The 22894-nt window shown below is 71.6% G+C and carries 19 protein-coding genes; 14 read left to right on the forward strand and 5 right to left on the reverse strand.

Features of this window, described 5'->3' with window-relative positions:
• Nucleotides 1-5 precede the first annotated feature (5 nt).
• The 7 genes from FHX78_RS35925 to FHX78_RS35955 all read left to right on the forward strand — a co-directional run bounded on the left by FHX78_RS35925 (nucleotide 6) and on the right by FHX78_RS35955 (nucleotide 11158).
• Nucleotides 6-1925: a non-ribosomal peptide synthetase gene (locus FHX78_RS35925; protein WP_145872379.1), complete on the forward strand. Its 1920-nt coding sequence runs from the start codon at nucleotides 6-8 to the stop codon at nucleotides 1923-1925.
• Entirely contained in the window at nucleotides 1922-4852 is a 2931-nt protein-coding gene (locus FHX78_RS35930) for a type I polyketide synthase (protein WP_145872380.1), read from the forward strand. Before FHX78_RS35925 ends, FHX78_RS35930 begins: the two co-directional genes overlap by 4 nt.
• A 26-nt stretch (nucleotides 4853-4878) precedes the next feature.
• The gene (locus tag FHX78_RS35935; RefSeq protein WP_145872381.1) at nucleotides 4879-5130 is read left to right on the forward strand and encodes an MbtH family protein; all 252 of its coding nucleotides are present in this window, start codon (nucleotides 4879-4881) and stop codon (nucleotides 5128-5130) included.
• A gap of 106 nt (nucleotides 5131-5236) precedes the next feature.
• Entirely contained in the window at nucleotides 5237-6037 is an 801-nt protein-coding gene (locus FHX78_RS35940) for a thioesterase II family protein (RefSeq protein WP_145872382.1), read from the forward strand.
• An 8-nt stretch (nucleotides 6038-6045) separates the two neighbouring features.
• On the forward strand, nucleotides 6046-7854 hold the full coding sequence (locus FHX78_RS35945) for an acyl-CoA dehydrogenase family protein (protein WP_145872383.1): 1809 nt from the start codon (nucleotides 6046-6048) through the stop codon (nucleotides 7852-7854).
• On the forward strand, nucleotides 7851-9236 hold the full coding sequence (locus FHX78_RS35950) for a condensation domain-containing protein (protein ID WP_145872384.1): 1386 nt from the start codon (nucleotides 7851-7853) through the stop codon (nucleotides 9234-9236). Before FHX78_RS35945 ends, FHX78_RS35950 begins: the two co-directional genes overlap by 4 nt.
• Nucleotides 9236-11158: a non-ribosomal peptide synthetase gene (locus tag FHX78_RS35955; protein ID WP_145872385.1), complete on the forward strand. Its 1923-nt coding sequence runs from the start codon at nucleotides 9236-9238 to the stop codon at nucleotides 11156-11158. The genes FHX78_RS35950 and FHX78_RS35955 overlap by 1 nt, the downstream gene beginning before the upstream one ends.
• 11 nt (nucleotides 11159-11169) lie before the next feature.
• Here the strand turns inward: FHX78_RS35955 and FHX78_RS35960 are convergent, their stop codons facing one another.
• Nucleotides 11170-12444 carry a hypothetical protein gene (locus tag FHX78_RS35960; RefSeq protein ID WP_145872386.1) on the reverse strand — a complete coding sequence of 425 codons (1275 nt, stop codon included), beginning with the start codon at nucleotides 12442-12444 and terminating at the stop codon, nucleotides 11170-11172.
• A 262-nt stretch (nucleotides 12445-12706) separates the two neighbouring features.
• On the opposite strand from FHX78_RS35960, the gene FHX78_RS35965 reads away from it, so the two are divergent.
• From FHX78_RS35965 to FHX78_RS35980, 4 genes are all read left to right on the forward strand, one after another.
• A complete protein-coding gene (locus FHX78_RS35965; RefSeq protein WP_145872387.1) occupies nucleotides 12707-13798 on the forward strand; it encodes a glycosyltransferase family 4 protein in 1092 nt (363 codons plus the stop codon).
• A gap of 177 nt (nucleotides 13799-13975) precedes the next feature.
• Nucleotides 13976-15139: a lysylphosphatidylglycerol synthase transmembrane domain-containing protein gene (locus FHX78_RS35970; RefSeq protein ID WP_145872388.1), complete on the forward strand. Its 1164-nt coding sequence runs from the start codon at nucleotides 13976-13978 to the stop codon at nucleotides 15137-15139.
• Complete coding sequence (locus FHX78_RS35975; protein ID WP_145872389.1) at nucleotides 15136-15801, forward strand: GTP cyclohydrolase II; 666 nt, start codon at nucleotides 15136-15138, stop codon at nucleotides 15799-15801. The genes FHX78_RS35970 and FHX78_RS35975 overlap by 4 nt, the downstream gene beginning before the upstream one ends.
• Before the next feature lie 131 nt (nucleotides 15802-15932).
• A complete protein-coding gene (locus FHX78_RS35980; protein WP_145872390.1) occupies nucleotides 15933-16382 on the forward strand; it encodes a DoxX family protein in 450 nt (149 codons plus the stop codon).
• 187 nt (nucleotides 16383-16569) lie between these two features.
• Here FHX78_RS35980 and FHX78_RS35985 read toward each other — a convergent pair whose 3' ends face one another.
• Both FHX78_RS35985 and FHX78_RS35990 read right to left on the reverse strand, forming a co-directional pair.
• Nucleotides 16570-17067 (reverse strand): peptidase inhibitor family I36 protein, encoded by a 498-nt coding sequence (locus FHX78_RS35985; RefSeq protein ID WP_145872391.1) that lies wholly within the window; start codon nucleotides 17065-17067, stop codon nucleotides 16570-16572.
• Nucleotides 17068-17172: 105 nt separating this feature from the next.
• Nucleotides 17173-17898 (reverse strand): hypothetical protein, encoded by a 726-nt coding sequence (locus FHX78_RS35990; RefSeq protein WP_145872392.1) that lies wholly within the window; start codon nucleotides 17896-17898, stop codon nucleotides 17173-17175.
• A gap of 442 nt (nucleotides 17899-18340) precedes the next feature.
• Here FHX78_RS35990 and FHX78_RS35995 point away from each other — a divergent pair, with 442 nt between their 5' ends.
• The gene (locus FHX78_RS35995; protein WP_229924211.1) at nucleotides 18341-19459 is read left to right on the forward strand and encodes a DNA primase family protein; all 1119 of its coding nucleotides are present in this window, start codon (nucleotides 18341-18343) and stop codon (nucleotides 19457-19459) included.
• A 155-nt stretch (nucleotides 19460-19614) separates the two neighbouring features.
• A complete protein-coding gene (locus FHX78_RS36000) occupies nucleotides 19615-20595 on the forward strand; it encodes an SCO0930 family lipoprotein (protein ID WP_145872394.1) in 981 nt (326 codons plus the stop codon).
• 892 nt (nucleotides 20596-21487) lie between these two features.
• Here the strand turns inward: FHX78_RS36000 and FHX78_RS37080 are convergent.
• On the reverse strand, nucleotides 21488-21628 hold the full coding sequence (locus FHX78_RS37080) for a hypothetical protein (protein ID WP_167532030.1): 141 nt from the start codon (nucleotides 21626-21628) through the stop codon (nucleotides 21488-21490).
• Nucleotides 21629-21815: 187 nt separating this feature from the next.
• On the reverse strand, nucleotides 21816-22298 hold the full coding sequence (locus FHX78_RS36005) for a hypothetical protein (RefSeq protein ID WP_145872395.1): 483 nt from the start codon (nucleotides 22296-22298) through the stop codon (nucleotides 21816-21818).
• A 183-nt stretch (nucleotides 22299-22481) separates the two neighbouring features.
• Between FHX78_RS36005 and FHX78_RS37085 the strand changes: the two genes are divergently transcribed.
• Nucleotides 22482-22880: a hypothetical protein gene (locus FHX78_RS37085; RefSeq protein ID WP_167532031.1), complete on the forward strand. Its 399-nt coding sequence runs from the start codon at nucleotides 22482-22484 to the stop codon at nucleotides 22878-22880.
• Nucleotides 22881-22894 lie beyond the last annotated feature (14 nt).

Raw genomic sequence — 22894 nt, forward strand, 5'->3', positions numbered from 1 at the left:
GGACGTTGTCGAAGGTACGAGGGCGAGAGGACGACGGGGAAACCGGAACCTCACCCGGCCCCGGGGGCGAGCACGCCGGGGCCTGTGTGGTGCGGCTGTTCGAGAAGCAGGTGCGGGCCCGTCCCCGCGCCGTGGCCGTCGCCGACGACAACGGGTACATCACCTACGGCGAACTCGATGCCGCCGCGAACCGGCTGGCCGGCGTGCTGGGGCGGCGTGGCGCGGCTGCCGAGACCGTGGTCGCGGTGGATCTGCCACGCGGGCGCGCACTCGTGACGGCGTTGCTGGCGGTCCTCAAGTCCGGCGCCGCCTACCTGCCGGTGGACCCGGCGGTACCGGCCGAACGGCGTGGCCACCAGCTGGAGACGGCCGGTGCCGCCCTGTACATCGGTCCCGGGGACGAGGACACGATCGAGGTGATCGACCCGGCCGCCCTCGGCCCGGCAGGGCTGAGCGAGCGGCGGCCGGCCGGGCAGGCGGCCGGCGACCTCGCCTACGTGATCTTCACGTCGGGCTCGACCGGGCGTCCGAAGCCGGTGGCCGTCACGCGCGCATCGCTGGCCCACCACGCGGTCGCCATCGGCCGGTCCTTCCGGCTCACCGAGGCGGACCGGGTGCTGCAGTTCGCCGGACCGGGCTTCGACGTGTTCGGCGAGGAGGTGTTCCCGGCGCTGACGGCTGGTGCCCGGGTCTGTGTGGCGCCCAGTGCGGTGCCCTCACCCGTCGAGTTGGAGGAGTACCTCCGCCGTGAGCGGGTCACGGTGGCCAATCTGCCGACCCCGTACTGGGACCAGTGGGTCCGTGACCTCGATGCCGAACCCCGGCGGCTGCCCGAGACCTTGCGGCTCCTGGTCGTGGGCAGCGACACCGGTCACACCCGTACGCTGGCCGGCTGGCGACGGCACACCTCCGTCTCCGTGATCAACGCCTACGGTCTGACCGAGACCACGATCACCGCCGTGCTCCAGGAGTTCACCGGGCCGTCTCTGCCCGACGGCGACGCACTGCCGATCGGCCGGCCGCTCGCCGGGGCCCGGGCCTACGTGCTGGACGCCGAGCTGGAGCCGGTCCGGGTGGGCGGCACCGGTGAGCTGTATCTCGGCGGGGCGGTGCTGGCCCGCGGCTACCTGGGGCAGCCGGCACTGACCGCCGACCGTTTCGTGCCCGACCCGTTCGGCGACGTGCCCGGTGGAAGGCTCTACCGCACCGGTGACCTCGCGACGCTGCGCGCCGACGGCACCCTGGCCTTCGCCGGCCGGGCCGACGACCAGGTGAAGATCCGCGGGCAGCGGATCGAACCCGCGGAGATCAGCGCGGTGCTGTGCGCGCACCCCGGGGTGCGTCAGGCGCACGTACAGGCAGTGGACGACGTCACGGACGGCAAACGGCTGGTCGCCTATGTCGTCGGTGCCGGGATCGAGCCGGCGCACCTGCGGACTCACCTGGCCGGGCACCTGCCCGCCGCGATGGTCCCGGCGTCCTATGTGCTGCTCGACGAACTGCCGTTGACCGCGCAGGGCAAGATCGACCGCGGCGCGCTGCCGGTTCCCGCCCGTGACGCGCCGGACGTCCCACCGCGGACGGCGGCACCGCACGATCTGGAGGAGCGGATAGCAGCCGTGTGGAGGGAGGTTCTGCGCGTCGGCCGGGTCGGTCCGGACGACAGCTTCTTCGAGATCGGCGGCCACTCCCTGCTGCTCGTGCAGGTGCAGCGCAAGCTGAGCGGGACGCTCGGACGGCACGTTCCCGCGGTCACGCTCTTCGCCCATCCGACCGTCCGCAAGCTCGCTGCCCATCTGCGGGAGGATCACGGCCTCGAGTCCACCGTCGGCGTACGCGGTGACGCGCGCGCCGGCGAACGTCGCAGCGCGTACGCCCGGCTTCAGCAACGTCGCTCCCGCCGGAGCGCGGGCGGTGGCCGATGACCGCGGCGGCACCGCTGCTGGACGCGGACAGCCCTTCGCTCGCCGTCATCGGCGTGGCCGGGCGGTACCCGGGCGCACGGGATGTGGACGCGTTCTGGGAGAACCTGACGAAGGGCGTGGAGTCGGTCACCCGCTTTCCCGGCGGCCCGTCGGCACCCGAGTACGTTCCCGCGGCCGGCGTGCTGGAGGGCGCGGACGCATTCGACGCGGCCTTCTTCGGCTACTCACCGCGGGAGGCGCTGATCCTCGATCCGCAGCAGCGTCTCTTCCTGACCTGCGCCTGGGAAGCGCTGGAGGACGCGGGGTACGACGCGCGGTCCTGCGCGGGAGCCGTCGGGGTCTACGCGGGCAGCAGCCAGACCGACTACCTGGACACGCTGACGGCCCACCGCGACCGGCTCGGCCCGGTCAGCGAATGGCAGCTGCGGCTGGCGACCGGCATCGACTTCCTCACCTCGCGGGTGGCCCACCGGCTCGGACTCACCGGGCCCGCGGTGACGGTGCAGACCGCCTGCTCGACGTCGCTGGTCGCCATCCACGTCGCCGCCCAGGCGCTGCTGTCCGGCGAGTGCGACCTGGCCCTGGCCGGCGGAGCCTGCGTCCACGTCCCGGTGCGTCTGCCCGAGTACACGGAGGGCGGTGTCATCGCGCCCGACGGCCACTGCCGGGCCTTCGACGCACGGGCTCAGGGGACCGTGGCAGGTAACGGCGTCGGTGTCGTGGTGCTCAAGCGGCTCGTCGACGCGCTGGAGGACGGTGACCACATCCGAGCGGTGCTGCGAGGTACCGCGGTGAACAACGACGGCATGGACAAGGTGGGCTTCACCGCCCCCGGGGTGGCCGGTCAGGCGGAGGTCATCCGCGCGGCCCACCTGGTGGCCGGGGTCGAACCGGACAGCATCGGCTATGTCGAGACGCACGGCACCGGCACACCACTCGGTGACCCGGTGGAACTGGCGGCCCTGACCGAGGCCTTCCGGCGCGGCACCGACCGGCGCGGCTTCTGCCGCATCGGATCGGTGAAGACCAACATCGGCCACACGGACGCGGCCGCCGGGGTGACCGGGTTCATCAAGGCGGTGCTCGCCGTCCAGCACGGCCTGATCCCGCCGAGCCTGCACTGCACTTCGCCCAACCCGCAGATCCCCTGGGCGGACGGGCCGTTCGTGGTGAACACCGAGCCGTACCCGTGGCGCCCGGACGGTCCCCGCCGGGCCGGGGTCAGCTCGTTCGGGATCGGCGGCACCAACGCGCACGTCATCCTGGAGGAGCCACCCGCGCGGCCTGCCGCACCCGCCGCGCCCGGCCATCACCTGCTGGTGCTGTCCGCCCGGACCGCGTCCGAACTGGACCGCGGCGCCGCCCGGCTCGCCGAGCACCTGCGGCGGCGCACCGGCGAGGAGGAGGACGACGCCCGGGACCTGGCCGACACGGCGTGGACGCTGCAGGCCGGGCGGCGCGCCTTCGGATTCCGCCGGTTCGTCGTCGCCGCCGACCGCGGCGAGGCGATCGAGGCACTGACCGCGGACGACGTGGCCGGCCCGGCGCCGGTCGGCGGCGAGCGGCCGGTGGTGTTCGTCTTCCCCGGGCAGGGCGGGCAGCACGTCGGCATGGGCCGCGAACTGTACGAGAGCGACCCGGTCTTCCGCGGCGAGGTCGACGCGTGCTGCGCGCGGCTGACGCCCCTGCTCGGCCTTGACCTGCGGACGGTTCTGTACCCGGTCGGCGAGCGGCAGACCGCGGCAGCGACCGCGTCCCTGCGTGACATGGGGGTGGCCCAGCCCGCCGTCTTCGTGGTGGAGTACGCGCTCGCCCGGACGTGGCAGCGGCGCGGCGTATCGCCCTCCGCCGTCGCCGGGCACAGCCTCGGTGCCATCGCCGCGGCCTGCGTGGCCGGTGTGCTGGGCCTGTCCGACGCGCTGAGACTGGTGGCCGGGCGCGGCAGGCTGCTGCAGAGCCTGCCCGCCGGGGCCATGCTGGCCGTGCCGCTGGCCGAGCACGAGGTCACCGGACTGCTCGGCGGCGGACTGGAGTTGGCGGCGGTCAACGGGCCCGGCCAGTGCGTCCTGTCGGGGCCGCAGAAGTCGGTCGACGCGCTGTTCGCACGGCTGACGGCGGACGGTGTCGACGCGCGGCGGCTGTCCATCGCCGCCGCCGCACACAGCGCCCTGGTGGAACCGGTCCTCGCCCCGTTCGCCGCTCTGGTCGCCGACCTCGAATCGAAGGCGCCCTCCCTGCCCTGGGTGGGAGACAGCACCGGGGAGTGGGTGCCGATGGACCGTGCTCCCGGTGCCGACTTCTGGAGCGCCCACATGCGCCGGGCGGTGCGTTTCGGCGACACCCTCACCACCTTGTTCGCCGATCCGGACCGGATCCTGCTCGAGGTCGGCCCGGGCCACACGCTGACCACGCTCGCCCGCCGGCACCCGGCGCGCACCGACCGGCACCTGGTGCTGCCCAGCCTCCCCCACCGGTCCGACGGCCAGTCCGCCGTACGGACCTCGCTGGCCGCCGCGGGACGGCTGTGGGCAGCCGGCGTCGACCTGGACTGGGCCCGGCTGCACGCGGGGCGCCGGTGCCGCACCGCGCTGCCGACCTACCCCTTCAGTCCACAGCGGTACTCACCGCTCGCCGCCGACGGCCCTGCCCCGGCGGTCACCGCCCGGCCCGCGCCGGGTGCGCAGGAGCCCGCCCGGGCCGCCGACGTCGAGGAGCAGCTCGCCCGGATCTTCGGTCAGCTGCTCGGACTGGAGGAGGTCGCCGTACAGGACGACTTCTTCGAACTCGGCGGGGACTCGCTGATCGCCGTCCAGCTCGTGTCCGCCGTCCGTGCGGCTTTCGGCGTACGCGTCACCGCCAAGCAGGTCTTCACCGCTGCCACACCACGTCGGCTGGCCCTGGTGGTCGGCGATGCCCAGCGCGTCTGAGCCACCGATTCCGAGAGGGAACAGTCATGTTCGAGGACAACGACGGCCGGACCTACGAGGTGGTCCGCAACTCCGAGGAGCAGTACTCGCTGTGGCCGGTGGGCAGGGCGCTGCCGGCCGGGTGGGAGCGTGCGGGCGGACCGGGCGGCAAGGAGGAGTGCCTGGTCATCATCGAGGGCATGTGGCGCGACCTCCGGCCGAGGAGCGCGCGGAGGCGCGCGGCCTCCCGGCACGGCGAGACGGGACGCCGGTCCGGGGCGGACACGGCCGCCGGGTGACCGCCGTCCGGCCGGCCGGAACCGGTCCACCGAGTGCCGTAGACGGCAGCCCCGCGTCCGCCTCACCCGGTCCTGTCCGGACCGTCGAGATCCCTGGGAACCCTTCGTGCCCGATGTCCCCGAGCCGCCACGCCCATCGCGCTGGCTGGCCAACCGTCGCAGACGTCCCGATGCGGTGATGCGGCTGTACTGCTTCGCCCACAGCGGCGGCTCGGCCGCCGAATACGTCCGCTGGGGCGACGACCTGCCGGACATCGAGGTATGGGGGGTCCAGCTGCCCGGCCGCGGCTCGCGGCTCGACGACCCCCCGTACACCCGGGTCGGCCCGCTGGTCGAGGACCTCGTCGAACAGACCGGCTTCCGGGAGCCGTTCGCCTTCTTCGGACACAGCCTCGGTGCCCTGCTGGCCTACGAGACCGCGCGTACGCTGCGCGAGCGCGGTCTGACCGGACCTCAGCGCCTGCTGCTGTCGGCCTGTCCGGCACCGCACCGGCCCCGCGGGCTGCCGCCGATCCATCATCTCGGCGACGAGGAGCTGTTCCACGCCATCCAGTCCCGGTATGCCTCCCTGCCCGACGAGATCCTCGAGGACCCGGAGATGCGGGCGATCGTCATGGCCTCGCACCGCTGCGACTTCGAACTGGTCGACGGTTACCGCCATGTCCCCGGCGAGCCCCTCGACCTGCCCCTGCACGTGTTCGGCGGCATCGGGGACCGGCTGACCGCCGGGGAACTCGGCCAGTGGCGGCAGCACGGCCGCGGCGGCTTCTCCCTGGATCTGCTTCCGGGCGGGCACTTCTACCTCCGTGAACAGCGCGCCGCCCTGCTCGGGCTCGTCCGGGCCGCTCTGGGTGGGAACCGCCGGACCGGGGAGTCCCCCGTCGACGCCCTCTCCCACTACCTGTGAAGGTGACCATGCAACACGGCTCCACCCCAGCGGCGGGCTTTCTGGCCGAGCTCCACCTCGGCCGCCTGCGCTGGGACCTGATCAGCCCCTTCCCCGTCCCGTCCGACGAGGACCGCGCCCAGGGCGACGCCGCCGTCGCCGAGCTGATGCGGTTCCTGCGGGAGACCGTCGACCCGACCGAGACGGACCGCACCGGCACACTCCCCGACGGCTTCTACGATGCCTGCGCCGCCCGTGGCTACTTCGCGCTCCAGGACCCGCCCGACAAGGGCGGGCTGGGCCTGTCCGCCCACAACGCCTTCCGGATGATGCAGGCCACCGCGAGCTGGTCGGTGACCGCTTCCTTCGTCCTGGCCGTCCATCTCGGGCTGGGCGCCGGCGCCTACCTGCCGGTCCTGGCCGAGGGCGAACTGAAATCCGAGATCGAGCGGCTCCTCGCCGCGGGCGCGATCTCGGGCGACGCCGACACCGAGCCCACCGGCGCGATCAACCGGACCCGGACCACCACGGCGGTGCCGACCCAGGACGGAACGGGCTTCCTGATCAGCGGCGAGAAGGTGTTCATCCAGAACGGCCCCGTCGCGGGGCTGCTGCGCGTCTCGGCCACCGTGCGCGACAACGGCCGCGACCACATCCGTCTGTTCTTCGTCGACACGAGCGACCCCGGTTTCGAGGTCAGGTCCTGGCACGAGTTCCTGGGCCTGAAGGGACTGCCCAACGCGGCTCTCGTCCTCGACCGGGTCTTCGTCCCGAACAGCCGGGTCTTCACCCTCGACGGCCTGAGCAGCGAGACCGAGTGGCGCCTGGTCCCGGCCCTGCACAGCATCAGCGTCCGGGGCCGTATGTACGGCATCTCGGCGCCCGCCCTGGCCATCGGCAGGCTCTGCCTGCACTGGTCACGGGAGTTCGTCCGGCGGCGCTCGGTCGGCGGACTGGCCCTGGAGCGGTACGAGGAGATCCAGCGCATCGTGGCGTCCGGCCTCGCCGAGACCTTCGCCATGGAAAGCGTGGCCGAGTGGTGTCTGCTGGCCGAACAGCGCCATCCGGGGATCGACCTGGACCCGGAGCAGACGGTGGCCAAGAACATCACCTCGATGACGAGTTGGCGCATCGTGGACCGCACGGTGTCCCTGCTGGCCGCCGAGGGCCTGGAGACGGCGACGAGCAAGGCCCGGCGCGGCGCACAGCCGCTGCCGGTGGAGCGGTTCTTCCGTGACGCGCGTGCCCTGCGTGTGTCCGGCGGGGTGGACTTCCTGGTGGACCACTGGGCGGCACGACACCTGCTCTCACGCCACTACCCGAAGCCCCAGGCCGTGGCCGGCACCGCGACCGACGTCAGCGCGCTGACCACCTCCCTGTCCCCGCGCAACGGCGGTCACCTGCGTTTCGTGGCCGAGCAGGCCGTGCAGTTCGCCCGCATCTGCCGCGACCTGGTGGACCGTCACCCGGATCCCGAGGAGCTCTTCGCCGAGGAGCACACGCTCATCCTGCTCAGCAGGCTGTCCGGCGAGTTGTTCAGCATGTCCGTGGTCCTGGCCAAAGCCGCCCGGTCACACCCCGACGGGACGGGGCCCGCCCAGGAACTCGCCGACGTGTTCTGTTCCGAGGCCCGCCACCGGATCGCCGACGCCCGACGCCGCCTGGCCGACACCGACGGGCCCGACCACGCCGGTCTCTGCGGACAGTGGCTCCACGGCGAGCGACTGGAGTTCCTTCTGCGCGACACCGTCACCGCCACCCCGCCCACCGGGACGGCGCCCCCGTCCGGCCCCCACCGCAAGCCGTGCTCGCACAGCGGACAGGATGCCTCCGCATGATCGGCCTCTCCCGTTCCCAGGAGATCATCTGGCTCCACGAGGAGCTCTTCCCCGAAAGCCGTGCCTACAACTTCACCGCGGCCCTGGACCTGCGCGGTCCGCTGGACGAGCAGGCCCTGCGGCAGAGCCTGGTGATCGTTCTCGCCCGCCACGAGGCCTTCCGCCTCGAAGTGGACCCCGAGGTGTTCCCGCCCGGACAGCGTCTGAAGGAGACCTGCCCGTTGCGCTACCGCACCGTGGACCTCACGGACGCCGAGGACCCGGAGGCGGCGTTCGAGGAGGTGTGGCGCGAGCAGCACGACGAGCCGTTCGACACCGCCGAGGCGCCCATGGTGCGCTGGACCCTTGTCCGGCTGGGGACGGAGCACCACCGGCTGCTCCAGACCGAACACCACCTGGTGCACGACGGCTGGTCCTTCGGCCTGGTCCTGCGCGACCTGTTCACCGCCTACCGCTCGCTGGCCCAGGACGTCCCCGTCGACCTGCCGGAACCGGGCTCCTACATCGAGCACATCCGCCGTTCGACGGCCGTCGAGGACCGGGAAGGCCATCAGGACGCGGCCATGGCGTACTGGCGCACCGCCCTGGACGGCGCCGCCTTCGACCTGCCGCTGTCCGGTCTGGTGGACGCGCGGCGGGTCCGGGACGTCCCGCACGGCGACCAGCTGCGGCAACCGCTGGAGCCCGGGCTGGCCGAACGCCTGCGGGCCGCCGCCCGCAGCCACGGGCACACCCCGTTCTCGGTCCTGCTCACCCTCTTCGCGGAGTTGCTGCGCCGGGAGAGCGGCCGGGCCGACCTGGTCATCGGCAGCGCGGTGGGCAACCGCCCGCCCGGCTTCCAGGAGACCGTCGGCATGTTCGTCAACACCCTCGCCCTGCGCGTGCGGCTCGAGCCCGACAGGAGTGCGCTGGACGCGGTCGACGAGGTCACCGAGGTGCTGATCCGGTCGCTGCCGCACCAGTCGGTCCCGGTCCAGGACCTGGCCCGCGAACTCGGCGTGCACTCCGGCACCGGCCTGGACAATCCCCTGTTCCGAGTGATGTTCAGCGCGCACGACGCCCCGATCCCTCATGTCGAGGGGCTCGGCCTGGAGGTCTCCATCCACGAGGCCTTCAATTCCGGTACCTCCCGCTTCGACCTGGACGTGGTGCTGATCCCCGACTCCCGGCGGACCGTCAACGCCCGGTCGGGTCCTGGCGGCATGCTGCTGATCTGGGACTTCGCCACCGACCTGTACGACCGCGCGCAGGTCGTCCGGCTGCAGGGACGGTTCGCCGCACTGCTGGAGGCCTATCTCGCCGACGCCGGGACCCGCCTCGCCGCGCTCGCGGCCGCAGGCACCCCGGCTCGTCCCCCGCACGAACACTCCGAGGAGATCTGATGGGCACCCAGGAACCGGCCGGCCACCCGCTGCCCAGCATCGCCTGGGGAGGTGAGCCCGCCCCCGCTCCCGCACCGGGGACAGGGCCGCTCGAGTGGTTCGACAGCTGGCTGGCCAGGCAGCCGGACGCCCCGGCCGTGGTGAGCGGCACGACCGCATGGACCTATCGCGAGCTCGACCGGGCCGCCACGCGGATCGTACGGGCCCTGAAGGGCCGGGTCGCCCGCGGTGAGCTGGTGGGGATCTGTCTGGAGCGCTCCCCCCTGCTGGTGGCCGCGGCGGTCGCCCTGGCCCGGACGGGTGCGGTCCACCTCTCCCTCGGCGCGCGACCCGCCGTGCCACGGGTGGAATCGCTCGCGGAGGACACCGGCTTCCGTCTCCTGCTCACCGAGGGCGCCGCGGAGCTGCCGCCCGGCTGGACCGCGGAGCCGGCCGAAGGGGTGGACGGACTTGTCCTCGCCCTGCGCGGCGGGCGGCCCGAAGCAGCGCCCGATGCGGCCTTCTGCGCGGTCACCACCTCGGGCAGCACCGGCAGGCCCAAGGTGGCGCTGCTGCCGCGGGAGGCTGTCGCCAACCTCGTCCGCTGGACCTGTCATCGGCTCGGCATCGGCCCCGGGTCCCGCGTCGGCCTTTTCGTCGGCACCACTTTCGACGCCCACATCAAGGAGCTGTGGGAGGCGCTGTCGTCCGGTGCCGCCTTGTGCGTCGCGCCCGAGGACGCCCGCGGGTCGATGACCGAGCTGTTCCAGTGGTGGCAGGAGTCGGGTCTCACGCACTGTCTGCTGCCGACCCCGCTGGCGGACCTCGCCTTCGCCCAGCCATGGCCCGCCCACCTGGCCATGCGCCACATCCTGGTGGGCGGCGACCGGATGCTGGTCCGGCCGCCGGCGCAGTGCACCGCGGTCGTGCACAACGTGTACGGTCCGGCCGAGGCCACCGTGCTCACCACCGCCTACCGGCTGCGGGCCGGAAGCGACGACCGGACCGCCGGCGTGCCGATCGGGGAGCCGCTGACCGGCTGTGCCGTCTTCATCACCGACGAGGACGGCCGGATCCTGCCGAGGGGAAGGGCCGGGGAGGTGCGGATCGGTGGTGCGGGACTGGCGCTCGGCTACGTGGACCCGGAACGCACCGCCGAACGGTTCGTGCCGGCCCCCGCGGGACAGCCCTACGCGGACCGGGTGTACAGGACCGGCGACAAGGCGGTGATGCGAGCCGACGGACTGCTGGAGTTCCTCGGCCGCATGGACGACCAGGTCAAGATCAGCGGTGTGCGGATCGAACCGGCCGAGGTGGAGACGGCCCTGGAGGCCCACGATGCGGTGCGGCGCGCTGTGGTGGTCCCGTTCCGCGGCACGGGGGGAGGGCTGCGACTGGCCGCCTTCGTGCTGCTCGCCGAGGGGGCCCGGGCCGACGCCGACGCGGTGCTGGCCGCCGCCCGCGCGCGGGTGCTGAAGCAGGCGGTGCCGGCCGTGGTGCGCTTCGTCGACACCTTCCCGTGGAACGCCAACGGCAAGCTGGACCGGGCCCGGCTCGCCCTGCGGGCCGCCCCCGCGCCGTCCGCGGTCTCCGGGGACACGCGGAGCACACCGGCACCGGAGGCCGAGGACACCGAAGCGTTCCTGCTCGCTGCCTGCCGCCGTCTGCTCGACCAGCCCGACCTCACGCCCGCCGACAACTTCACCGATGCCGGGGGGACGTCGCTGGCTGTCGCGCGCCTGGTCGCGCTGCTGGAGAGCACCTACCCCGTCCGCGTGAAGGCGGCAGAGGTCATGCGCCAGCCCGATCTGGCGGCCCTGGCCGCTCTGGTCGCAGGCCGCCGCGCGGTGCCGGGCGCGCAGCTGACGTCCCCGCCGGCCCTCTCGTGCCCGCCCCCGCAGCCCGGGAAGCGAGAACGCCCGCTGCCACGGCACGCCCGGTGAGGGGCGGGCCGTCAGCGTCCGGGTGCCTGGCCGCCCGGGTGTGCCATGAGCGGCATGTCCGCAGCAGGGCCAAGGCCCGCTGAAGCGGTGGCATGCGGCCGGCCGGGCGTGCTCGACACCGGCAGCTGCGCCGCGTGCCGGAGACCGGGTGACGTCTGACCGGCTCCGGTCGCGCGGTCCGGACTCCATGTTCCCTTCCAGCTGGGCGGAGGGTTCGTGCGCCATGCGGTCACCAGGGAACGCTCCAGCGGCGGCAGCGCCAGGAACAACCGGGTCAGTTCCGTCTCAGCCTCGGCTCTCTGCCGCTGTGTCAGGGGCCGTCCCGTGTGCACGGCCTCCAGCGTGCCGGCTTCCAGGTTGACGTCCGGGAGGATTCCTCGAGGTCCGAGGGCGATCGCGGCGTCCCAGTTGTGGCGCGTACGGAACGGATTCTCCCTGTTCCCGTGGTAGGCGGGATCCGTTCCGCCGAGCTTGTAGTGCAGATACTGGAAGTCCCGTCTGACCCGGTCGGTGGTCACGTCGCCGCGCAGCGCCCTGTCGGGATCCCAGCGCACACCGGTCATCCTGCGGGCGATGTCCCGTCGGACCTCTTCCATGGTCCGGCCCCCCGCCGCCCGCAGTCCGCCGGCCACGTACACCGCGTTGAGCTTGAAACCTCTGACGTCCTCGTGCAGCGTCGCACCGAGATGGACGTTCTTCACGACATGCCACACGTCGTACGGAAGTCCGGGCTTCCCCTCCTGCAGCCCTCGCCCGATCCAGTCGAGGTAGCCGGCCATCCACCTGCTCTCACGTTCGCCCGTCTGTCTCTCGGGGACGTGAGGCCTCCTCCGCATGGTCTCGACCGTCCAGTGGAAACTCTGAGTGGCCACCCATTCCCGCCAGAGTGCGGACAGTTGGAGTTGGCCGTCCCAGCGCAGGCTGTGCCGGAAGTACATGTCGTAGCAGGGCTCACCCGGGAGGGCATGCGGCTTGAACTCGTAGACGGGAACCCTGAACACGGCCTCGTCCAGTGCCATCTCCTCGTCGCTGGAGGCCGTCGCGCCGAACGGCCCGTTGTCCGTCAGGTACGTCGCGTACTCCTCCGCCGCCCCACGCGTCACGGCCCAGCGCGGGGAACCGTCCATGACGAAGTGCCGCAGGTAGCCCTTCATGGTCAGGTCCGCGATGCCCGCGGGGAGGATCTCTCGGGTCACCTCCTCGTACTGCGGACGGGTGAAGGCGTGCCACCTGCCGTACTGCCGCATCAGCTTTTCCAGGACTATTTCGCTCTTCCAGCCGAGCATCCGCCAGAGCCTCGATTCCCGAATGCGTCCGGCGTGACCGATTCAGGCCGGATGCCACCCATCACCGGTTTTACGGCGACGTACGGCCACTGGTTCACAGGGGCGTGCACGCACAGGGTGACGGCTGAACCCTCCAGGTGGGCCACGCGTAGCAGGGATCAGTGAGCCACACGTGCCGGCCGGGGCTTTCCGGGTGCGCCGACGGGGCTCGGTCCTGCGGGGGCGTCCTGGCGCCGCGCCCGAACAGAAGGAGTCCGTTCCGATGCCCTTGCGTTCCGTGCACTTCGTCCTCCCCGACGGGGTGGACGATCCGGCTCTCCCCAGCGGCGGCAACGCCTACGACCGCCGGGTCTGCCTCGACCTGCCCGGTGCCGGATGGCAGGTGCACCGGCATCCGGTCGGCGGACAGTGGCCCCGGCCGGATGCCGCGTCCCGCGCGGAACTCGCCGCCGTACTGCGCAGGCTGCCGGACGGCGCGGTCGTCCTGCTCGACGGGCTGGTCGCCTGCGGCGTCCCGGAGTCCGTCGTCCCGGAAGCCGAACGGCTGCGCCTGGTCGTGCTGGTGCACCTGCCGCTGGCCGACGAGACCGGTCTCGCCCCGTCCCTGGCCGCCGAGCTGGACGCCAGGGAGCGCACGGTCCTGCGGGCGGCTGCCGCGGTCGTCGCCACCAGCGGCTGGGCGGCGCGTCGTCTGACGTTCCACCACGGCCTGGATCCCCACTGGGTCCATGTCGCCGCTCCGGGAGCCGACATCGCGCCCCTCGCCGGCGGCACCGACGGCGTCTCCCGGCTGGTGTGCGTCGCCGCGGTGACCCCGCGCAAGGGCCAGCACCTGCTCGTCGAGGCGCTCGCCGAACTCACCGGCCTGCCGTGGAGTTGTGTGTTGATCGGCGGCCTCGGCCACGACCCCGCGTACGTCTCACGGGTGCGCGGGCTGATCGAACGGTACGGGATGACCGACCGCGTCCGCCTCGCCGGCCCGCAGTCCGGTGCGGCCCTTGACGCCGGCTTCGCCGCGGCCGACCTGATGGTCCTCGCCTCTCACGCCGAGACCTACGGAATGGCGGTCACCGAAGCACTCGCCCGCGGCATCCCGGTGCTGACCACGAACGCCGGAGGACTGCCCGAGGCCGTCGGCCGCGCTCCCGGCGGCGGACTGCCCGGCATCCTGGTGCCGCCCGGGGACCCCGTCGCGCTGGCTGCCGCGCTGCGCGACTGGTTCGGCGACGCCGGCGTACGAGACCGTCTGAAGTCGGCCGCCCGCGGCCGTCGTGCGGACCTGAGCAGCTGGGCGGCCACTTCGCGGGATCTCGCCGACGTGCTGGCCGGTCCGCCGGTGGGCTCGGGAGCATGAGATGAGGGTCAGCACAGCGGGCGGCCGATGCGGCGCGGCAGAGGCTGCGGCAGTGCCGGACGGACCCCGGAACCGGCTCCCTCACGGCCCGCGCACCCACCCGCTCGGCCCGCGCACCCACCTGCTCGGCCCGCGCACTGACCCACTCGGCCCGCCCGGCCGTGCGGAAGCCGTCGCATGACGTCATGTCCGAAGGCCTGCGCCCAGGGCCCGTCCGTGGCCGCGGCCGGCTCCGTGTACCTGTGGGATTTCACGGGGTCCTCGCCGGGCCGTCCGTATCCGCTGCCGCGTCGGTCCGGGCCGCCCGCCGGGTCGCACGGAAGGGTCCGCCGGTCACTGCGCGGTGTCCGTGGCGTTTCCCGCCGTCTCGGCGCTGTCGCCGGTCTGTCCGCCGTCGCCCTCCTGGTGTGGCGGCTGGGCGGCGGAACGCTGCTGTACGGGATGCGCGGGATCGATGCCACCGTGCTGTTGGCGGCCCTCGGCATCGGCGCGCTCACCACGGTGTCGGGTGCGTGGCGGTGGCAGCTCGTGGCGCGCGGCATGGCAGTCCGCCTGCCCCTGGGCACCGCTGTGGCCGCGTACTACCGTGCGCTGTTCCTCGGTGTCGTGGCGCCCGGAGGTGTCCCGGGGCCCGTGTGGCGTGCCGTGGGGCACGGCGTCGGCGAGACCGGGCGAGGGGCGCGCGCCGGGACGGCCGAACGGGCGGTGGGGCTGGTCGTCCTGGCCGTGGCCTGTGCTGTTGTGCTGCTGTGCGTGCCGTCTCCCGTGCGCGGGACCGCCCGGCGGGTGATACCGCTCCTGGTACTGGCCGCGTGGGGCGCGCTCGCTGTTCTCATGGCCGTGCGCATGGGCCGCCCGCACACCGGCCGACCGGGCCGGAGCCCGCTCACCGCGGCCCGCCGGGCTCTGCTGTCCCGCCGTGACGGACCCAGAATCCTCAGCTCGTCCGCCGTTGTTCTCGCCGGTCACGCGATGTTGTTCCTGCTGGCCGCTCGCGTCACCGGCGTCGACGCGCCCACCACCCGCCTGCTGCCGCTGGCTGCGCTCGCCCTGCTCGCCACCTGTCTGTCGCCGTCCACCGGAGGCTGGGGGCCGCGGGAAGGCGTCACGTCCTGGGCGTTCGGCGCGGCGGAGCTGGGCGCCGGCCATGGCCTGGCCGCGGCCGCCGTCTACGGCGTGCTGAGCCTCACCGCGAGCCTGCCGGGAGCCGCCCTGCTGTTGACCCGGGCCGGCCGGCGCCCGACGGCTGCCGGGCAGGGGGCGTGCACTGCCGCTTCCCGCGGCGCATCAGCCAGGACCACCCGTATCCCGTCGCTCAGTTCGAAACCGAAGGAATCATGACCAGGAAGCCCAGGGAGGCCGTCCGCAGCCTTCCCGTACCCGTACCGCACACCGGCGTAGAACGCGTGGTCAGCGTTCCCCTGCCCACGGTGTACGGCCTGTCCACCGCCGTCGGCTATCTCGATCACGAACGGGGCGAGGAGCACATGGCCCTCGTGTTCGGGCCGCCGGGCACTCATGACGTGCTCACCCGGCTGCATTCGGAGTGCCTGACCGGTGACGTGTTCGGTTCCCAGCACTGTGAGTGCGGTGAGCAACTGGACTCCGCCCTGCGGGCCGTGGTCGCCGCGGGACACGGCGTCGTCGTCTATCTGCGCGGGCACGAGGGACGCGGCATCGGGCTCGTGGCGAAGTTGCGCGCGATGGCGCTGCAGGCGGACGGGCTGGACACCGTGGACGCGAACCTCGCGCTCGGGTTGCCGGTGGACGCGCGCGACTACGGCGCGGCGGCCGGCATCCTGCACGACCTGGGGGTGCGGTCGGTCCGCCTGTTGTCGAACAACCTGCGCAAGCGTGAGGCGCTGGTGCGGTACGGCATCCCCGTCAGCGAGCAGGTGCCGCTGTTGACACCGCCGTGCGAGAGCAACATCGCCTACCTGCGCGCCAAGCGGCAGCGCCTCGGCCACCATCTGCCGCACCTGGACGCGTACACGGACGGCTGACCCGCCCCGGGGTCCGGCGGACGGGGGCGTGCCGCCCCCGGTCTGCGTCAGCCCTCGCCGGCGATGCGACGGCCCAGTGCAGGACGCCGCGTCGCCGGGAGCACGTCCATCGATTCGAGGAGCACCCGCCCATGAGCACCCCATCCCTGAGCGACCGGCTGGCCGGTCACCAGCCGCTCGTCCTCGGCGCGTTCCGTATCGTCCTCGGCCTGCTGTTCGCCGGCGAAGGCGCCGCCACCGTCTTCGGAGTGCTGGGGCGGCGCAGCGCTCCCGTGGGGGACTGGCCCTTCTGGTACGCGGGGATCATCGAGTTGGCCTGCGGCGTTCTCATGCTTCTCGGGGTCATGACGCGTGGTGCGGCGTTCCTCAGCTCGGGGATCATGGCGTTCGCCTACTTCACCGAGCACCAGCCGGACGGGCTGTTCCCCCTGCAGAACGGAGGCCTCTCCCCGGTGCTGTTCTGTTGGAGCTTCCTGATGCTGGTCTTCTTCGGGCCGGGTGCCCTGTCCCTGCCGGGACTGCTCGTTCGAGCGCGGGACGGGTTCCCGGGACAGGCATCGTCGCGCACCGAGCTTCGATGAAAGCCTGTCCTCATGGACGCCCCGCGTCGTACGGCGCCGTTGCGGAGATCGTCAGCGGTTCCTGACCGGATACATGCGATCACCCGCCGCGCGCGACGCCCGAGGCTCCTGTACCCGTGAGAGAGACACCTGTCTCCCTCGCGGTTGCAGGAGCCTCGCCTGAAGCCGACGGTTGCCGCGGTGGAGGTCAGCAGGCCTGCCGGGAGTTCTTCGGGCGGATCGAGGTGATGCCGTCGTTGTTCAGGTCCCCGACGTACGCGAAGGAAGTGCGGGGCGGAATCTCCATCTCACCGAAGCCGATCTCGAAGTTCTTGGCGAGATAGACGCAGTAGGCGATGTCCGTATCGTTCGATATCGAGGACACCACATTGTCGATGCCGCTTCTGCCGCCGATCCCCACATCGCGATTGTCCGCGAGGTCGGCATCGAATTCGCCTGGCTTCAGGCAGTAGTTCGGGAACGTGAACCCGATGGAACCGCCGTATTCGAATCTGCCCCCGAAGTCGCGGTCGGGGAAGACGCAGAACTCTCCGATTCCCGCACTGGCGCCCGCCTTGGTCGAGAGCGCCGGAACCGAGTCCGCCTTGATCGGGCCCGTCCCTCCGTCCTGCCGGTCCATCAGTACGAATCCGCCGCCGACCACCAGAGGCAACGCCACCAGAGAAGCGATGATGGACTTCTTCACAATGTACTCTTTCCGCTGGTCCAAGAATGCCTGTTCAATATTTGGTACGCGTCACGGAAAGAGCGGGTTCACCGGTGGAATCGGCCGGACGGAGAATCCGTGGGATCACCCGGGTGAGTCGGCGCGGTCGAGGGTGAGGAGGGTTTTTCCTGCGGTGGTGGCGATGATGTAACCGGTGATGTCCTCGGGGGTAACGGATGTCCCCGTCATCGTCACCAGCCGTTCCTTGGACGAGCCGGGCACACCCCAGCCCTGCGCCGGAACCTTCCACTTCAAGAGGGCCTCACGGGCACCACCGGACGTCACCGCCGTCAGCGTGCACTCCAAGGGTCCCCGTACCCCCGACAACTCCAGCGTGACCTCCGATCCCCACGCCGTCCCCCGCGCCAGCACCGCCGCCCGCACACCTGACGCGGACACCCCCCGCATCACACCCTCACCCGCCGGCCGTGCCAGCGTCGCCACTCCGCCACTGTCACCACCACCACTGTCCTGACCGGCCACCCCGGCCACCACCCCGCCACCCAGCACCGCACCCGCCACCGACGCGGCCAGCATCAACACTCCACGACGCACACCGCGCCGCCGCCCGGCACCACCCACCGACACCACACCACCAGCACCAGCACCAGCACCGGTCCCGGCCGCGGCTGCGGCGTCCACACCAGCGTCAGCCCCGGCCTCGGCACCACCCGCCGCGGCCTCCCGCAACGCCGCCCGCACCGCGGCCTCCCGCACCTCGGGAAGCCGCTCCTCCCATCCGCCACCCATCACATCGTCGGCAGACACCCGCCCGAGCGCACCCACCGCCCACCCGAACTCCTCAAGCACCCCCGCACACTCGACACACCCCTCCACATGCCGCAGAACACCCTCGACCTCAGGCCCACCCCCAGAACCCACCAGCGCCAAAACCGCCAGTTCGGACCGATCCCGCTCACACCCCACGAAAAACTCCTGTAATCACAAAAACAATCCCCGGCGACTACTGAGTGTCTACGAGACGGGGCGGGCGCGGGTTCACTCGACGGGCCGAGCCGGACGGCCCGCGCGGCCGGCCTCCTCGCCGTCATCCCCGATCACGGCACTGAACCGATCTCAGCCTGCCCGAGTAGACGTGGGAGAAGGCGCGACCCGATCACGGACAGAGCAGGTGACTTTGCACAGCCTCACATCAGGATCCGCGTCCGCGAGGCGGACGCGATCCACGGCTCGCGTGATGGCCGCCGACTCCGCGGCGGGAGCGGCTTCCGTCTCCGGGACGTTGCGTCCGGTGACACTCACCGACAGGGGCAACGCCCAGCTGTTCGCCACCCGTCACCGGCGCCGGTTCCGTCATGTGCGGGGGCTGGGCTGGTTCGCCTGGGACAGAACCCACTGGCGGCAGTCGGGAGCCCGGGAAGCCGCCTTGTGGGCCGCCGGAGAGATGGCCGAGGACATCGTCGAGCGAGATCCACTGGGTGCTTTCAGCCCGGAGGAACTCGCCGAGCACAAGCGCTACTCCCTCTCCACCTACGGGCTGCGCGCCTTGCTGGCGCAGGCGAGCGCTGCCCCGACGCTGATGGTCGCTCCCGGGGCCCTCGATGCCGAGCCGTACGAACTGTGCACTCCTGCCGGTGTGGTCGACCTGCGCACGGGCGCGCTGCGCGCCGCGGAGCCCTTGACCGACCTGCATTCCCGGGTCACGGCCGTGGCGCCCGATCTCCGCGGCACGCCACGATGGCATCAGTTCCTGGACGACGCGTTCGGCTCGGACCCGGACGGTCGCGCGACGATCTCGTACGTACAGCTGATGCTGGGCTACTCCATCACCGGCCTGGTCGGCGCGCGGGTGCTGCCGTTCCTCCATGGTCCGGGCAACAACGGCAAGTCCGTGCTGGAAACCGTGATGCGGGTCCTCGGCGATTACGCGGACGCGGCCTCCCCCGGCTTCCTCATGGAACGCGGCCACGGCTCGAACCGCTGCATGGAGGCCGCCGAGCTGAGAGGGCGCCGTCTGATCGTGTGCAGCGAGATCCGGGCGAACGACCGGATCGACGAGGCCGAGGTCCGGGCACTCACGGACGGTAGCCGCCTCACGGGCCGCCGTATCCGGACGGAGTGCTTCTCCTTCACCCCCACCCACCACTTGTGGCTGCTGGGTGACCACACGCCGGAAGCCGCCGTCGGCGGCCCCGCGTTCTTGCGGCGTATGCGGCTCATTCCCACGCAGCGCACCGTTGCTCCCGCCCTCGGGAACGACCACCTCGTGGAGGACCTGGTGGAGCACGAGGGCGCCGGAATCATCCAGTGGCTCATCGAGGGCGCCCGCCGCTACCTGGCGTCGCAGCCGGCCCGCGTGTTCGCCGCTCGGGTGAGGCAGGAGGCCGGTCTGCCGCCGGCGCCGAGATGATCCGCCCGACAGCCGCACGTACTCCCCCGGACCGGTGATCCGGTCCGGGGGTGGCACCCCTGCCCGGTGAGCGAACACCGCTCCCTCTCTGTCCCGCAGATGTGAGCCGCCGTCACGCGGCCCACGCAACAACTGTTCACGAAGGAAGGAAGCACATGTCCTCCAGGCGATTGGCGGCAGCGGCACTCACGGTGCTGGCGATGTCCGTCACGACGGCGTGCGGCGGGTCGGACGACGGCTCCGATGCCAGCGGCGCGCCCTCTCCGGCAGCGTCCCAGGAGCGCCTCGCGGACCAGGGGCCCGCCCCCGTCGGCGACCGCACCGGGCCGGCCGGACAGCTGACCGTGGCCAACGATCCGAATCTGGGGCCCATCATCACCGATGCCAGCGGTTTCACGCTCTACCGCTTCACCAAGGACGGTCCCAATCCGGAACTGTCGGCGTGTGACGCCGCGTGCGCGAAGCTGTGGCCTCCGGTTCCCGCGGACGGTGCCCTCGCGCCCGCGGGGGTGGACGACGCGCTGCTGGGAGCCGTGACACGGGGCGACGGCAGCCGGCAGCTGATGTTCGACGGTCTTCCGCTGTATCGGTACGCGAAGGACGCCAAGCCGGGCCAGGTCGCCGGTGAGGGCGTCGGCAAGACCTGGTTCGCCTCCCTCCCCTCGGACACGGTCAGCAGTGTCCAGCCGGGTGTGGACGCCTCCGGCCCCTCCGAGGAGGCACCGGAGGGGGAGGCTCCGCCGCAGGAGGGCGAAGTCGGGGAGGAGGTGCTCGAGGCCCTGCCCGGTCTCTCGGTCGTCGACGACCCCGAACTGGGCGAGATCGTCGTCGATGCCAAGGGCCGTACGCTGTACCGCTTCGTCAAGGACACCGACTGGCCGATGACGACCGCGTGCACGGGCAGTTGTCTCGACACCTGGAAGCCGGCCGCGCTCGTGGAGAAGAACGACGTCGAGGGCATCGACCCGAAACTGGTCATTCCCTTCAATCGGCCTGACGGGAAGAAGCAGCAGACACTCGACTGCTGGCCGCTGTACTGGTTCACGGGCGATCAGCAGCCCGGTGACATCAACGGTCAGGGCAAGGACGGCAAGTGGTTCGCCGTCGCCCCCGACGGCTCCCTGGTCAAGAAGTAGCCGGTGTGGGGGTGAGGAGGGTTTCGCCTCCGGTGGTGGCGATGACGTAACCCGTGATGTCCCCGGCATCAACGGACGTATCCGTCATCGCCACCAGCCGCTCCTTGGACGAGCCGGGCACCCCCCACCCCAACACCACACCACCAGCACCGGCACTCCCCCACATGTCGCACAACACCCTCGACCCCGGAAGCGCCCGCCACGCACTCCATGAGCCGAATCAACGGCCGCGCGTCGCTCCCGGGGCCTGCGGGGGCGGAGGATTGCTCGACGTACTGGCCGGATTCGTGGGTTTCGTGAACGGAGTCGAGAGAGTGCGCACGGCTCGCTTGAACAAGCTCTGGTGGGACTCGAAATTCACGAAGGACGCACCCTCGGTGAAGAGAGGACCCTCCGCCCCCGCATCGGACCGGGCCCCTTGTTCGGCAGCTTTCTGCCTTTCTTGCCTTTTCCGCGCCTCTGCCTTCTGCATCTCTTCCAGTTGCTTCCGGAGGCCGAGACTGTAGGAGCCCTCCTCCTTCCCTCCGGGCACCGCGTCGTGCACCGCGTCGAGACTGGCGACAGCGGCCCTGAACCTGGTGACGTCGCCGCCGGACGTGTGCGGCCGCGACTGCGCAGCGGGTCTCGGGCGGGGCGGGGTCGGAGCATCACGCGGCTTGGTGAAGGCGTCTGTTTTCCACCAATCGGGCAGGCTTTGCTGCCGTGCGCTCCGGGCTATCGGCTGCTGCCCACCTGGCCTGTCGCGCGCTTCACTCTTGCCGGTGCCGTCTTCGCTGAGCACGTGGAACCTCGAGACAGATGTAAGTGGCCACGGACACTTGAGTGGAGGGGCGCCGGCGAGGGCGCCCCTCCACTCGGGCCGGCCGGTATCCCGGCCGATGACGTCGGTCGACTACCAGGCTTGGCACAGGTGAGGCACCACGCAGCCCGCTGCGTTGATCACCTCGTCCTCGGGGGCGCTGGTGAAGGTGAGCGCTCCGGCCAGGGCCAGCGCGGGGATCAGAAAAGCGAGGGAACGCAGGCGACGGTGCATACGCCGACTCTTTCTGGGAGAGGGGAATAACTCGGCCGGATCACGTCGGATGACCGAGGGAAGCCATCTGAAATACTCCCCCGTGGTGATTAACGGCGGCTTGCTCCGGCACCTGGTGCATTCCTCGTGACCCGGACGAGCGCGGTGCCCGGCGGGCTCTTCCAGGGGCAGGGACGGCCGGTCGAGGTCAGTGACGCATCCGCGCACCCGCGTGTGCGGCTGCGGCCTGCACGTGAGGAACCTCGCCCGTCTCGCGCCCCGCCCGGGCGGCTCCGACATCGTTCCGGGAAACCCCCGGCGGGAGGGTCTGTGCGGCCTGCGCGATCCCAGTCGGTTCGTTGACATGCTGCTCGGCGCGGCCCGCGCGGGCATCACTCGGCGCCTGGACCGCACTCGGCATCGGCTGGGCCCGCGCTGCCGTGTCCACCAGCTCGTCCCACCGGGCGGCCCGCGCGGCATTCGCGACGCCGCGCTCCTGCTCGTACATGTGGACGACGGTGGCCAGATAGTTGGAAGCGATCGTTTTCGCCTGCAGGCTGCGCCCCTGGTGCCCGAGGATCTCGTTCACCCGAGGAGCAACGGCTTCGGCGATCTGCTTCATTTTTTGTCGCCGCTGCCTGTCGCTGAGCTCCGAATAGGCCGTGTAAACGGCATCGTACGTTTCGTTCACTTCTCCTCCAACTGTGCGGCATCATTGCGCTGTCCTGCTGCCGCCTCATACGAATGGCGAGCGTCCCGGGTTCAGTGAGAATGTTTGCGACCGGGCTGTTTCAGCCCGGTCGCAAGGGAATGTTAACCAGGATCTGATGCAATACGGGCGCGCGGAAAAGGCTCCTTGGCAGGCGCCGTTTCCGTGATCATTGAACACTTCAGGACGAGAAAGAATGGAATTCTTGTGATGCCGAACGCAGCAGAACGGGGGGCAGATCCGGAGGCGGCTCGCCCCGAACCCGGCCCGCCGGACGGAAGAAGCACCGTCCATACGCCGTACGCGGTGACCACGACGGCGTTGGCAGCCATCGCCGCCGTCACCTGGACGGTCTCGTCCTACACGACGGATCCCACCGCAAAAGCCGCCAACGCCACCGTGGCCACGGCCGCTTCCCTGGGAGCAACGGTGTTCGGCATCAAGGCCTTCACGCCGGCGGCCACCGCGGCGACCCGCAGGGCCCAGGAGATCGTTCAGGGCCTGCCCTTCCACCAGCGGGAACAGGCGGCCGCGCCCGGTGCCGCGGCCGCACCTGCGAGGTGAGCGTCGGCCCCGCC

The sequence above is a fragment of the Streptomyces capillispiralis genome (assembly GCF_007829875.1).
GTDB classification, from domain to species: domain Bacteria; phylum Actinomycetota; class Actinomycetes; order Streptomycetales; family Streptomycetaceae; genus Streptomyces; species Streptomyces capillispiralis.

Coding starts and splice junctions, on each gene's coding strand:
- FHX78_RS35975 (WP_145872389.1), top strand. CDS start 15,136: ATGACCAGGAAGCCCAGGGAGGCCGTCCGCAGCCTTCCCGTACCCGTA.
- FHX78_RS37080 (WP_167532030.1), bottom strand. CDS start 21,628: ATGCACCGTCGCCTGCGTTCCCTCGCTTTTCTGATCCCCGCGCTGGCC.
- FHX78_RS35955 (WP_145872385.1), top strand. CDS start 9,236: ATGGGCACCCAGGAACCGGCCGGCCACCCGCTGCCCAGCATCGCCTGG.
- FHX78_RS35935 (WP_145872381.1), top strand. CDS start 4,879: ATGTTCGAGGACAACGACGGCCGGACCTACGAGGTGGTCCGCAACTCC.
- FHX78_RS35980 (WP_145872390.1), top strand. CDS start 15,933: ATGAGCACCCCATCCCTGAGCGACCGGCTGGCCGGTCACCAGCCGCTC.
- FHX78_RS35970 (WP_145872388.1), top strand. CDS start 13,976: ATGACGTCATGTCCGAAGGCCTGCGCCCAGGGCCCGTCCGTGGCCGCG.
- FHX78_RS35930 (WP_145872380.1), top strand. CDS start 1,922: ATGACCGCGGCGGCACCGCTGCTGGACGCGGACAGCCCTTCGCTCGCC.
- FHX78_RS35960 (WP_145872386.1), bottom strand. CDS start 12,444: ATGCTCGGCTGGAAGAGCGAAATAGTCCTGGAAAAGCTGATGCGGCAG.
- FHX78_RS35950 (WP_145872384.1), top strand. CDS start 7,851: ATGATCGGCCTCTCCCGTTCCCAGGAGATCATCTGGCTCCACGAGGAG.
- FHX78_RS35945 (WP_145872383.1), top strand. CDS start 6,046: ATGCAACACGGCTCCACCCCAGCGGCGGGCTTTCTGGCCGAGCTCCAC.
- FHX78_RS35965 (WP_145872387.1), top strand. CDS start 12,707: ATGCCCTTGCGTTCCGTGCACTTCGTCCTCCCCGACGGGGTGGACGAT.
- FHX78_RS36000 (WP_145872394.1), top strand. CDS start 19,615: ATGTCCTCCAGGCGATTGGCGGCAGCGGCACTCACGGTGCTGGCGATG.